Below are 13071 nucleotides of genomic sequence, written 5' to 3' on the forward strand. Positions count from 1 at the left end.
TCCGAATTTCTAGCACGGAAGGCCTCACATGTATTGGAAGCTGGGACTTTGCCTGTCTCTTTCGACTGCCCTCCTGGCAGGCTGCGGCAGTGGCGAACAGGCGATAAGTGGCGCGCGAAGCGAGCCGAATGACTTTGCCGGGGTCAAGAACCCTGTCGACGATTTCAGCAACAGCAGCACCGGCGACTCCACCAACAATAGCGACCTGGCGTCCAACGAGGTCCGTATCACCATGGAAGTTCCTGGCAGTGTCGCGCCCGACGGAGAGCTGACACGCCGTCAGCTTCGGATCGTCCAGCCAGATACCGTCAGCGTCTACCTCACCAACACGGCCCTTCAGAAGGTAAGCAGCGTCAAGACCACGACGCGCCTGGATCCAGCCGGCTACACCATCATTGCCTTTGAGAATGGGCAGCCATTGGCGCCCAATGTGGTCATCGACGCGACTTACGGCAATGTCCGGATGCGTGCCCTCGCCGCCGATTCCGACCGCGACATAAAGGTGAACCCTTTCTCGGAATACCTCGTGCGCTATGGCCTGGCCAGCTATACCCCGGGGGAACTGGCGAGTATTCTGGATTGTGTCGACGATGCGTCCGGCCAACTCTGTCTTAACAAATACGTATGGTCCACACTGGCTGACCAGATCCAGGATTTTGAAATCGACATCCCCGAAACAGCCACGGTGCAATCCGCCCTCGATCTTCTCCACCAAAGGGGCGACTTCGCCCATTACGTATCAGCGATGGCGGACTACGCCCTGCTCGACGAGGCGTCTTCCGGAAAGATCAGTGCCAGTTCCGCCGATTACAATTCCGTTTTCCTCGGTGTAGGGCTGGGGCAGTCCTTTGCGGAACCCAGCATCAGTGGCGCCGGACAATGGACGGTGCAAACTGCCCAGGAGGAAAGACTAGAGGACACTGCGGGGGTGGGCTACGTCTATCCAGCGCTGACCCTGACCAGTTTCGACGCCTTTAACATCCGGGTCACCTCCCTGGCCACGGACATCCCCTATGACCGGGAACTATTGCTCCACGCCGACGCGAATCAATTCTTTCTCAGGGGCTCGGAGTACTGGGAGCGAAACACCCACTCTTCCTCGCCCGGCGCGGCCACACTGAAAGACGACACCCGGCTTCTGGCGGGGCGCTCACTCTATCAGAGCATCACCGGGCGCGGCAGCTCCCGGATCACCGGCTGGACAAGAAACCCCTACTATCTGGATGCCTTCACCAGTACGCCAGTCGACAGCACCGTCGGGCCCGATCGGGTGCTCGCGGGTTACTTCGACGCGGGCAAGGCGATCGAACTGGAGGTGAATGGTGATCAACTGCGCCGCAAGCAGACGCTTGAAAAGAACTATCAGTCGATATTCGAGCTGCACCTGTTACGCCCGACCGGAAGTGACACGTTCGATCCAACGGTCATCCAGAACAAGGACTATAACGCCCTGTACCTGTCCACCCGCTTCAACGACCCGAACAGCACATCCACCCCGCTGGCCTTCGAGAGTGGTCTGGGCACCTGGTCCATTGACGGATCCGGCAATATCACCCAGGACCTGCAACTCTCGACCGTTCGCCAGGACAACAGTGGTACGGTTACCCGGGACGCCAGTGGAACCCTGGCCAGCCCCTGGCTGGTGAGCAGCCGTACTTCCCGGCTCAGCACAGGCGATAAAGACATCGGGCGCCTGAATCTTGATGTTAACAGCCGTTCCGGCGATTTCGATCAACCAGAAGCGGGGGTTGGCGCCAGCACACCTGACGGATCGCTGCTCGCCTTCAACCTCGATGACAGTCCGGTGGGGGATGGCCTGCTTATTGCCGCGCCACAACCCTCCACAGCCGCCCCAACATCAGGACGCTATCGCCTGCAAGGCGTGGCTCTTGGCCTGTCCTCCAGTACCAACCACCTGCGACACTTCGATAACACTGTGTTGACGATACAATCGAATACCGTCGCGTCCCTGCAGGGCGATGTACTGTCGGTGGTCAATACCATCTCCGGCAATCAGGTGGTCCCGCCGGCCTCTTCGTCAATCGACCAGACGCTTGCCTACACCCAGAGCGGCGCCATCAATGGCCAGGTGTCATTCACCAGTGGCAACCTCACTCTGGATGGCTTTTATTCCGACGATCACTCCCAACTGTTCCTGAGATTGCGTGACACCAACAGCGGTGAACAGGCCGTCGGACTGGTGATGGCAACGCGATTGCCCTGAGTCTCTGGCGCAGGATCGGATCCAATCGGAGATTCGCCCGTATAACCTGTTATAATCATTGTCATATCGGTTCTGACGAGAGGTTTTATGTCTGCAGGGAAACGGGCTCTGGTTCTGATACTGCCGCTTATCGCCTTTGCGATCGGTGGTGGTTTCTATGTGCCGGTACCGAATTCTGGCTTCGACACCAACACCCACAGTGCGCTGGCATTGAAAGATCTTCCCCAATTGCCCGACTGGGCCCGGGAACCCCTGCCGGACTTCAGCCAGATCAGGGATACCACCGAGAAAAAGGCCGCCTTCTTCTCCTTCCTGTACCCACGTATCGTTCTGGCCAATTCCCGGGTGCTGCTTGAGCGAAATTACCTGATGCGGTTGAAGCAAAAGCCCTCCCTGACGGCTCGGGAGAAAAAGTGGCTGCAGGGCCAGGCAGACCGCCTGAAAATCGATGCGGCGCCGGGCAGCCAGGAACAGTGGCGTCTGCTTGAGAAACGGCTGGATGTGATTCCCCCGTCCCTGATCATGGCCCAGGCCGCCAATGAATCCGCCTGGGGAACGTCCCGCTTCGCGAGAAAAGGCAACAACCTGTTCGGCCAGTGGTGCTTCAGCAAGGGCTGCGGTCTGGTGCCCCGACATCGGGTTGAAGGCGCCAACCACGAAGTGGCGAGCTTTTCATCCCCCTACGGCTCCATCAGGGCTTACATTCAGAACCTGAATCGGCACGCCACTTATCAATCGCTTCGCGAAATCCGGGTCCAGGATCGAGAGCAGAAGCGTCCTTTGTCAGGCATCGAAATGGCCCAAGGCCTCCTTGGCTATTCCGAACGCGGGAAGGAATATGTAAAAGAAATCCGGGGTATGATCCACTACAACAACCTGGAGTTCTACGACGATGACTTTCGGGCAACGGTCAAGGATCGGAATCTCACCACCCTCCAGCAGCTGGCATCGACCCGCTCTGAGGACCGGCTGCTGCCCCGCAATACCGCGTTATCGGATAACGCCGAAGGCTGACCCCTCTCCTAAACAAGTTTCAGACAGAGATACAACCGAATGCTTGATAGCCTGCCTGCGCCGCTGAAGGGAACTTTGGCGGCCTTGTTGATTCTGCTTAACACACTTGTCCTGCTCCCCGTACTCCTGATTGTTGCCCTGGTAAAACTGGCGATCCCCGCAGACCCACTCCGGAGAGTCTGCACCCGGATTCTTAACTGGATTGCCAGGATCTGGATCGGGTTCAACAATCTGCTGATGGACCTTCTCCACAAGGTACGCTGGGACGTGCGCGGCGTTGACAACCTGAGTCGTGAGCACTGGTATTTCGTCACCTGCAATCACCAGAGCTGGGCCGATATTCCGGCCATCCAGTACGTCATGAACAGCCGGATCCCCCTGTTGAAATTTTTCCTCAAGAAGGAACTCATCTGGGTCCCGTTGCTGGGGGTTGCATGGTGGGCACTGGATTTTCCCTTCATGCATCGCCATACCAAGGAACAAATCGCGAAACGGCCGGAGCTGAAGGGCAAGGATATCGAAGCGACCAAGGCAGCTTGTGAGAAATTCCGGTACACGCCCGTCACCATTTTCAATTTCATGGAAGGCACCCGTTTTACCGATGAAAAACACCGGCGCCAGAAATCGCCCTACACTCACCTGCTGAAGCCTCGTGCAGGCGGAACCGCGTTCGTACTCGGAGCGATGGGCGACATGATCCATACCATGCTGGACATCACGATCGTTTATCCGGGGCATCACACGGGCTTCTGGGATTATCTGTGTGGCAGGGTCCGGCACATCATTGTGGATGTGCAGGTGCGGGAGATTCCCGCCCGCTTTCTGGGGATGGACTATGAGAATAACCGGGACATCCGTACCGACTTCCAGCGATGGATCGGCGAAATATGGGCCGAGAAAGACCAGCGGATCGGCGAACTGAAAGCTACAGCAGTCCTAACTCCCGAGCCCGGACAATAGCCTGGGTCCGGGACCGAACCTCCAGCTTGGCGTTGATCCGCCGGGCATGGGTTTTCACCGTGTGCAGGGAAATGTGGAGCTTGTCGGCAATTTCCTGATTCGAAAGTCCCTGGGCGATCAGTTCAAGGACCCCCTGCTCCCGCTCACTGATCGGTTCCTGCAGGGTATCCGCGTTCCCGTCTTCGGAACGCAGGCCGAACAGCTCGGCCAGTGACTGCTTGAACCGGGAGTCTGGCAACTGATCGCTGCACTTTTCCATCAATCCCTGGAGCTCGCCACGCAATTCGGCAAATGGACTGATGAAATGCTCTGGCGTCGCTTCCTCGACCGCCGCAACCAGCGCTTTTCGGGCAGCGGCCAGGCCCTTTTCGTCGTGGAGCAGCACGGCATCCAGCAACTTCACATGAAGCTCCACGCCCCAGGGAATCCTTTCCTGATATTGCCGCGCTGTCTTTAGCAGGGTTTCCCGCGCCCGGACAAGATCGCCCCGGGAAAGGTGTATCCGAACCTCAAGACAGTCCAGCAAGCCGGGCATCATCGGAAATAACTCCGGCACACACCCGGCATCGCGGTATGGCTGCAAACGCTGTAAGGCGTGAAAGGCGCTATCCGGCTGGCCCTGAGCCAGCCAGCAACTGGCCTTGAGTGCCTCGAGTACAGGCACAAAGAGGGATTCGTCCACCTGCCAGGAATGCATCGTCCGTTCGGCCCGACCAATCCAGACGAAGGCATCGTCAAGGCGCTGCTGGGCACGGCAAATCAGAACCCGAATGGCCATGGCCAGCAACAAACCCAGGTCCCGTGTCTGCTCGGCGTGACGCCCGCACAGCACCAACAGACGATCCGCCTCGTCAAACCGCCCCTGATGCCACAAGACCAGCACAAGGTTCAGTTGCAGACGGGTTTCACCAATCCTTGCAGGCCGTGCAAGCTCCTGAATCGCGGTATCCAGGCCGGTCCGCAGCAGTTGCTCCGCATGCCGCAACGCCCCCTTGCCCAACTCGATCCGGGCATGGGAATACACGGCCAATGCCTCCGAACCCGAATCGCCCGCCTCCCGGGCCAACCGGGAGGCCGCGCGATTGGCATCCCTTGCTTCCTGGAATCGACCTGCCGCACACAGGGCACTGGAGCGGACCATCTGGGTCACCAACTGCCCTTGCGGTGACAGGGTTTCGTCCGCCAGTGCCTGGTCCGCGAAGTCCAGTGCCGGCAGAACCTTTCCCTCACCTCGAAGGATAAATGCCTGCAAGGCGGCGAGACGCGCAGCGTGTTGGGATCGCTCCTCACCAGCAAGGCCATCAATCAGAGCACGGGCCTGTCGGAACTGACCGCCGATGGCGTGGACCCAACTGTAAACAATGCGCAGCCGGCCGCTGTGCTCCAGAAGCCTGGGAGGCAGGCTCTTCCTGAGCCGCAGCAACGATGCCGTATCCTGCCCCAGCAACAGGGCTTCGGAACTTTCTGACGCAATCCGGATGACCTCGTCACCATCGCCGGCGAGCAGTGCATAGCGCAGCGCCTCGGGAAACTGCTGCTGCCGGCTGAACCAGCGACTGGCAAGCACCATACGCTCGCTGTAGCCCGCCATGGCCTGTGTCTGCAACCATTCCTGCAGCAAAGGATTCAGACGATACCAGCGGCCCCTGCCCGGCATTGGCCGAACAGGGATCCCTCGTTCGCACATCTCGGAAGGCAGCATGGTTGCCTCGGCCAACCGTTCCTGCAGTATGAAAAAGAGATCGTCGGAACACAGCTCCAGTTCGGCCACCGCCCGAATGGAACGATTCTGCGCCGGTGTCAGCTGGCCCAGAACCGTGTCCTTGAGGAAGCGCTCGACACTCGCGCACTCCTGCAGGGGTTTGCGATCAGGGCCACGCTGTAATTCCCGCCGATACAGGGCAAGAGGCGTCGGCCAACCCTCGGTCAGGTCATACAGGCGGTCGATCGCGACACTTGTCAGCCCACCTCCGTCGGGTGACTGCCTGAAAAATTCGAAAGTCTCGGAGCGACTGAACTCCAGGGATTCCGAACCGATCCGGACGAACCGATTCTCCAACTCAAGCTGGTGGGTCTCAAAGGGAAGATGACACCGGGAAGCGACGAACAGGCAGAGGCTTTTCGGCAGATCCCGGCATAACTGGTGAACCAGCGCCGTTGCCGCCGGATTGGTCAGCGCCTGGAACGAATCCAGAACGAGTACCTGGAGATCCGGCCTTGCCTGACGCGACCAGGCCACCAGCAACATAGCCAGTGCGTCAGAAAAACTGGCGCCGCCCTGCAAGGCACTCTCCAGCTCCTCCGGCAATTCGAGTGCCATGGACAGCAGCGTGAGAAATCGGACCGGCGCGTTCTCCTGATTGGTCAGAGAAATCCAGCGCAGTACATCACTGCCACTCTCGCGCGACTTCATTGCACTGAGGATGGAGCAGGACTTTCCGAATCCGCTCGGCGCTTCAATGAAGACAGTGGTGGCGGCCCGGATCGCCTCTGCAAGCTGAGCATTCAGATGCGGCCTGGCCATAAAATCCGAGGGAAGATCAGGTACCTTCACCCGCTGACGCAAAAGGTCCCGGACCAGCTCTCCTCTCTGGAGCCCCTTGTTCGCAGACTGGAATTCGTCGTTGGCGGCTCGACCGTCACTGAATGGTTTCACGCACTGCCCCATGTTCAAACCGACCCGCGATAGCAGGAAGCACCGCAACCGGTATTGGATATGCCCAATGACTTTTGATTGACGTCCTGCTTCGGGTACGCCTTTAGTATTAGAGGAAGGTTAAACCAAGTGGGGGCACGCCTGCAAAACTTTGACGTGTAACAAATTGTTTGAGCGCCGTTTTTTTAACATTATGAGCTCTCAGCATAAAAAAAGGCGGACCAGATGGTCCGCCTTCGCTATTGCCGGCCTGGTGACGCTTACCGCGTTCCAGCCCTGCGCAGCGCCGCTGGCGTGTAATCACGCGAACTGCGCTTGATACCGAACTCGTAGGGATCGGCTTCTTCGTTAGTCAGACCCAGCGCCAGATAACGACCGGACAGACGATCATAGAGGACTTCGATCGCGTACCAGGGCACCACCTGATCGTAGAACTGCACTGCGTGAGCTTCTGCAACACGCCACAGCTCGCCCCGGCCATCATAGTGGTCGATGACAGACGCCTGCCAGGAATCTTCGTCGATGTAGAAGTCACGCTGGGCGTACACGTGGCGCTCACCTTTCTTCAGGGTCGCACGCACATGCCATACCCGATGCAACTCGTAACGGGTATATTCCTGATTGATATGGCCAGCCTTGATGATCTGGTCGTAGCTGAGATTGCGATCCATCAGCTTGTAGGAGTTGTAGGGAATGTACATCTCCTGCTTGCCAACCAGTTCCCAGTTGTACTTGTCGGGCGCGCCGTTGTACATGTCGAAGTTGTCCGAGGTACGCATGCCGTCGGCAGCGGTACCCGGTCCGTCATAGGCAACCTGCGGGGCACGACGTACCCGACGCTGACCCGCGTTGTAGATCCACGCACGACGGGGCTCAGCCACCTGGTCAATGGTCTCGTGGACCAGCAGTACGTTACCGGCGAGGCGCGCCGGCGCTGTGATTGCCTGCTTGAAGTAGAACAGGACGTTGGGATCGTCACCCGGCTTGTAATCCGTCAGGTAGGTCCGCCAGGTCAGCTCGTCCTGGAACCGGACAACGGAGTAATCCCCATCAACCGTCGGCGTCACCTGTCCCACATTCCGCTGAACCGACCCACCCCGGTAGCGGGTGATGTGGTTCCAGATCACTTCCAGACCATTCTTGGGAATGGGGAACGGCGTGGCACTCTCGTAGTTGCCCAGACCATTGCCGTCCTTGATCAATTCGGTCTTGGTGGCGTTCTCTACGGTCTGCTTCATGACGTCGTCAGGATAGGCAGCCGTACGGTGCGTCTCATACACCGGCATGAAGTAATCGTCGTACTTCTTGATCATCGCAACCTGACCGGGAGACAGCTTGTCTTTGTACTGGTCGACGTTGCTCTGATCAATCACGAACTTGGGCTTCTCATCCGGGAACGGGTTGACGTAGATGCCATCGCCTTTGTAACCCGCAGGCGGTGTTGTCAGACCACCCGTCCAGGCCGGGATAGCACCGCCGTTACCGGCTTTCTCGGCGCCCATCGGCGTCAGGGTGCCCCCCAGTTTCGCCGCTTCTGCCGCAGAAACCGCACCCCAGGCCTGGCCGGCACACAGACTGGCAGCCAGAACACCCGTGGTCAGTAGTTTCTTGTTCAATTTCATTTAGGTTACCTCGTTGAACGAATTCTTGCCGGTTCAGAAGGAGTAGGACACGCTCGCAGTTACAAAATCGCGGTCGGTCAACTCGTTATACGGTTTGCCGCCGAAAAAGTTCGTGTACCCGATGTTGCCGGTAATCCTGTTCTGGTAGACCGCTTGCAGTGACAGACCAATCGCCTTGCTGCCTTCGTTGAAAGCACCACCCGGCTGCGGGCTGTAACCCTGGACATCGTGACTCCAGGCCAGCTGCGGAGACAGATTGATACCCGCGATGGCATTCGGATAATCCCAGACAAACCGGGCGCGGTAGCCCCAGGAGAAGGCTGTGGTAAAGCCATCGTTGGTGCAATACGAAGCGTTCAGGTTCAACTTTTGACCATTTGCGCCAGATCCGTCGCATGCACCGCCGGGAAGCTCCCCAATACCAAAGGTGCCAGACCGGCCATATCTCGCCTCGTCCTTGCCGGGCAGGTCATGGACGTACGTAGCGCCAAATTCCGTGATAAACGACAAGCGACTGGCCCCCATCACTTGATCGAAGAACTTGATCAGGGTGAATTGCGCCTGAGAAACCTTGAATCGGTCGTAGCCGTCAACCGCCGTTCCACGCAGATCCACACCGGGATTCTCTGCTTCACGCTGTTGCTGAAGCAGGCTCGCGGGTTCTCCGGTTTCCTCATTTTCCTGCTGCAGACCACCGTAAATCAGCTCGAAAGCATTCCACTGAAGCGGCAGATTGTCCCGGAAACTATATTCTGCCCCGAGTGACCAGCCACCAGGAGTTGTCGTGTTGATACTGATACCGTAGAGATTGATGTTCTCCGGATACTCAATGTAATAGCTGGGGAACGTTTCCCCGACCCTATCGTCTCGCACGGTACCGCTGACATAGGGCAAGCGGCTATTATATTTGATGTAATAGAAGCCAAGTTCCGAATCATTTAACTCTGGTACATACCAACGCAAAGCAACACCAAACTGATCCTTCGCATCTGCCTCTTTATCCCCTAATCGGGGTGCAATAAATCCTTGAGCATATGCCTGAGAATCAGAGAGTTGACCAGCCAGAAGAACCGGTCCACAACCGTCGGCAGCAAAGTCGTTGGTGGAGAAGAAGGTACCGCAGTCATCCGGACGCACCGGCTCCCAGTCGGTCTGCACAAAGGTCTCGACCGTAACGTTCTGGGTAATCCCCGCGGAGCCGTAGAACATCTCGACCGGCAGAAGCGCGTCTTTCAGCTGGGAGCCCGGAGCGCGGAACGCAGGAACGTCGATGGGGTTGATGGTGTTGATACCGCCCTGGATGAAGGTACTCTCGCCCCAGCTCACCACCTGCTTACCGTAACGCAGGCTCACAGGAACATTTCCGAAGTACCAGTCAGAAAACACGTAGGCATCCAGGATTTCGCCGCCAGAGGCGTTGTCCTTGGCCTGGTCATTCAATTCCCGCTGCTGACCGACGTAGTCCACGGCCCGGCTTTCATCCTTGAGTTCGAAGTCATACCAGTACCGACCGCGCAACAGACCACCAACGCGGGTGAGCATGTCACTGTCCACGGAATAATCCAGGAACAGCTCGCTGTTACCCTTCACAATCTTGGAATAGGTATCCCACTTATCGAAGTTAAGGTTGCCGTCGTCATAGTTGTTCGTCGAAGCACCAACCGTGGTATTGGCATACTCCGGACCGAGGTTACCTTGGGCAATCAGACGCCGGTCCCTGTCCTCAACGCGCCAACCCACACCCGCAGACAGCGTCGTATTGAACTGGGCTTCCACATCTCCCATGTAGAAAGAGTAGGCAGAGGCCTGACCGGATACGGTGGCCGCGATCGCCGCCGCCAGCGGCAATTTGGTCCAACGCTGCCATTGCTGAGTTTTTCTTGTCATTGGAAGGCTACTCCATTGTTGTTCTGAGTCGCTGCTCTGATTATTGGTGTTCACGATGTATTGGAGGCTTCATGCACAGTGCTCGTGATGGTGGCACTATAGCTAACGGAATCGGAGGCTTTGATCAGTCAAAAGTATGATTTTGCTTTTCATCCCCGACAGCCGCCCGGTTTTCTCGCACTGAAAATCACTATAGACAACAAATGGATCGGCAACCAGATTCGGTAGCTTCCGAACGCAAGAGGGCGACCGGATGGATCCATCCGGCCGCCCTCTTTGAAATGCCTGGCACCCAATAATGGGGCGATCAGAGCATCTCGATCGCCATTGCGGTTGCCTCGCCTCCACCGATGCAGAGGGCAGCAACGCCTTTTTTCTTGCCATAGTGCTTCAGGGCATACATCAAGGTCACCAGCAGACGGGACCCTGTAGACCCGACCGGATGGCCCTGGGCGCAAGCCCCGCCATGGACATTCACCTTGTCCGGATCCAGTCCCAGCTCCTTGATCGGCATCATGGCGACCATGGCGAAGGCTTCATTGATCTCGAACAGGTCTACATCATCTTTCGACCAGCCGGTCTTCGCGAACAGCGTTTCCATCGCGCCCACGGGCGCACACGTGAACTCAGACGGATGCTGGGATTGCGTGCTGTGGCCAACAATTCGCGCCAGCGGCGTCAAGCCCCGCTTCTCGGCTTCGGACTCACGCATCAATACCAGCGCGGACGCGCCATCGGAAATGGACGACGCGTTGGCTGCCGTAACCGTGCCATCCTTCTTGAAGGCCGGGCGCAGTGTCGGAATCTTGTCCAGATTGGCCGTCAGCGGCTGCTCATCTTCCTCAACAACGACTTCGCCTTTCCGGGTCTTCACGGTCACCGGGATGATTTCGTCCTTCAACAGCCCTTCCTTGATCGCCCGTTGCGCGCGCTTCAGTGAGTTGATGGCGTAGTTGTCCATCTCTTCGCGGGTGTACCCTTTCTTGTCTGCCATATCCTGGGCAAAGGCACCCATCAAGCGTCCGGTTTCAGCGTCCTCAAGGCCGTCCAGGAACATGTGATCCTGTGCGGCATCTCCGGGCCCCATCCGATACCCCTTGCGCGCATTGAGCAACAGGTAGGGCGCGTTGGACATGCTCTCCATGCCACCGGCGACCATGATGTCGTTGCTGCCGGCCTTGATCAGGTCATGGGCAAACATGGCGGCCTTCATGCCGGAGCCACAGAGTTTGTTGATGGTGGTCGCACCGGTATGGTCCGGAAGCCCGGCCTTTCGCATGGCCTGCCTGGCCGGGCCCTGTTTCAGCCCCGCCGGCAAAACGTTACCCATGATGACTTCCTGGATGTCCGTCGGCTGCAGACCCGCGCGACGGACTGCTTCCTGAATGGAAATCGCGCCCAGCTCTGGCGCGGATACGCCTGCCAGGCTGCCCTGGAAGCCGCCCATCGGCGTACGGACGCCACTGACAATCACTACGTTGTCGTTGCTCATAGAATCTCTCCAGACTGTTTCGTTCTTCTCATCCAACCACGCACGCCGGGAAGGCGGGCGCGCTGGTTTCAGGGTTTGTGCGGCGCTTCGAGGTATTCCCGGGATTGCATTTCCAGCAGCCGGGACTCGGTGCGCTCGAACTCGAATCCCAGGCGACCACCGGCATACAGCTCCGTGATGGGTGCGGCCGCGGACATGATGACTTTCACGTTCCGATCGTAAAATTCATCGATCATGTTGATGAAACGACGGGCCTGATCGTCCTTGTCCCCGCCGAGGACGGGCACGTTATTGACAATGATGGCGTGGAACTGGCGGGCGATTTCGATGTAGTCGTTCTGACTCCTCGGCCCGTCACAGACATCCTTGAAATCAAACCAGACCACGTCGTCGGCGTGGGCCTGGGCCGGAATCTTCCGGCCGTTGATTTCCATGGTTTTGCTGTGTTTGGCGGCTTCAACCGCCAGATTATCAAAGCTCTGTCGGAGACTCCGACTCGCTTCCTCGTCCAACGGGAAATGGTAAAGCTCCGCCTGTTCGAGGGTCCGGAGGCGGTAATCGACTCCGCCATCGACGTTGACGACATCGGTGTGCTTCTTCACGAGGGCAATCGCGGGCAGGAAACGCTGGCGCTGCAAGCCATCCTTGTAGAGACCATCCGGGACAATGTTCGATGTGCAAACCAGCGTGACGCCGCGACTGAACAGCCCGCCCATCAGCGTGGCCAGGATCATGGCATCCCCGATATCGGAAACAAAGAATTCGTCGAAACAGATCACGCGGGCTTCGTCCGCAAACTTCCTGGAGACGATGTCCAGCGGATTCTTCTCGCCTTTCAGCGATTTCAGTTCATTGTGAACCCGCTGCATGAAGCGGTGAAAATGCACCCGCATTTTTCGGTCGAATGGCAGCGACTCATAGAACGTATCCATGAGATAGGTTTTTCCCCGGCCGACGCCGCCCCAGAAATACAGCCCCTTGACCGGTGTTTCCTTGCCCTTCTTCAGTTTGCGGCGAAGTTTGGCCATCGCCTTGTTACGTTCACTTTCAGCGTCCACGAGTTTGTCGTACAGTGACTGAAGACGTTTGACGGCATCTTCCTGCGCCGCGTCCCTGTGAAAATCCGGGCGTTCAAGATCCTTTTGGTACCGTTGCCAAGGAGTCAGGTTCGCGCTGGTTTCAGAGGACATCGATGCTGTCATTAAGGTGATCCCGG

8 protein-coding genes are annotated in these 13071 nt (G+C 57.9%); 3 read left to right on the forward strand and 5 right to left on the reverse strand.

The window, feature by feature from the left end; genetic code table 11:
* Positions 1-28 precede the first annotated feature (28 nt).
* The 3 genes from MSNKSG1_RS08905 (at position 29) to MSNKSG1_RS08915 (ending at position 4198) form a co-directional block, all read left to right on the forward strand.
* A complete protein-coding gene (locus MSNKSG1_RS08905) occupies positions 29-2224 on the forward strand; it encodes a hypothetical protein (RefSeq protein WP_008938921.1) in 2196 nt (731 codons plus the stop codon).
* An 87-nt stretch (positions 2225-2311) separates the two neighbouring features.
* Positions 2312-3238, forward strand: coding sequence for a glucosaminidase domain-containing protein (locus MSNKSG1_RS08910; protein WP_008938922.1), 927 nt, complete (start codon positions 2312-2314; stop codon positions 3236-3238).
* Between the two features lie 39 nt (positions 3239-3277).
* The gene (locus MSNKSG1_RS08915) at positions 3278-4198 is read left to right on the forward strand and encodes an acyltransferase (RefSeq protein WP_008938923.1); all 921 of its coding nucleotides are present in this window, start codon (positions 3278-3280) and stop codon (positions 4196-4198) included.
* Here the strand turns inward: MSNKSG1_RS08915 and MSNKSG1_RS08920 are convergent.
* From MSNKSG1_RS08920 to zapE, 5 genes are all read right to left on the reverse strand, one after another.
* The gene (locus tag MSNKSG1_RS08920; protein ID WP_040886736.1) at positions 4164-6866 is read right to left on the reverse strand and encodes a LuxR C-terminal-related transcriptional regulator; all 2703 of its coding nucleotides are present in this window, start codon (positions 6864-6866) and stop codon (positions 4164-4166) included. The genes MSNKSG1_RS08915 and MSNKSG1_RS08920 overlap by 35 nt on opposite strands.
* 248 nt (positions 6867-7114) lie before the next feature.
* Positions 7115-8476 carry a DUF1329 domain-containing protein gene (locus MSNKSG1_RS08925; protein ID WP_008938925.1) on the reverse strand — a complete coding sequence of 454 codons (1362 nt, stop codon included), beginning with the start codon at positions 8474-8476 and terminating at the stop codon, positions 7115-7117.
* A gap of 33 nt (positions 8477-8509) precedes the next feature.
* Positions 8510-10363, reverse strand: coding sequence for a DUF1302 domain-containing protein (locus MSNKSG1_RS08930; RefSeq protein ID WP_008938926.1), 1854 nt, complete (start codon positions 10361-10363; stop codon positions 8510-8512).
* Positions 10364-10670: 307 nt separating this feature from the next.
* Positions 10671-11855, reverse strand: a complete 1185-nt coding sequence (locus MSNKSG1_RS08935) for a thiolase family protein (RefSeq protein WP_008938927.1) — start codon at positions 11853-11855, stop codon at positions 10671-10673.
* Positions 11856-11923: 68 nt separating this feature from the next.
* A complete protein-coding gene (gene zapE / locus MSNKSG1_RS08940) occupies positions 11924-13021 on the reverse strand; it encodes a cell division protein ZapE (protein WP_227498004.1) in 1098 nt (365 codons plus the stop codon).
* Positions 13022-13071: the final 50 nt, after the last annotated feature.

The sequence above is a fragment of the Marinobacter santoriniensis NKSG1 genome, assembly GCF_000347775.1.
GTDB lineage: Bacteria > Pseudomonadota > Gammaproteobacteria > Pseudomonadales > Oleiphilaceae > Marinobacter > Marinobacter santoriniensis.

Bases quoted from the DNA above. Each gene is read 5' to 3' on its own strand.
- MSNKSG1_RS08905 (WP_008938921.1), top strand. From the start codon at position 29: ATGTATTGGAAGCTGGGACTTTGCCTGTCTCTTTCGACTGCCCTCCTG.
- MSNKSG1_RS08910 (WP_008938922.1), top strand. From the start codon at position 2,312: ATGTCTGCAGGGAAACGGGCTCTGGTTCTGATACTGCCGCTTATCGCC.
- MSNKSG1_RS08915 (WP_008938923.1), top strand. From the start codon at position 3,278: ATGCTTGATAGCCTGCCTGCGCCGCTGAAGGGAACTTTGGCGGCCTTG.
- MSNKSG1_RS08920 (WP_040886736.1), bottom strand. From the start codon at position 6,866: ATGGGGCAGTGCGTGAAACCATTCAGTGACGGTCGAGCCGCCAACGAC.
- MSNKSG1_RS08925 (WP_008938925.1), bottom strand. From the start codon at position 8,476: ATGAAATTGAACAAGAAACTACTGACCACGGGTGTTCTGGCTGCCAGT.
- MSNKSG1_RS08930 (WP_008938926.1), bottom strand. From the start codon at position 10,363: ATGACAAGAAAAACTCAGCAATGGCAGCGTTGGACCAAATTGCCGCTG.
- MSNKSG1_RS08935 (WP_008938927.1), bottom strand. From the start codon at position 11,855: ATGAGCAACGACAACGTAGTGATTGTCAGTGGCGTCCGTACGCCGATG.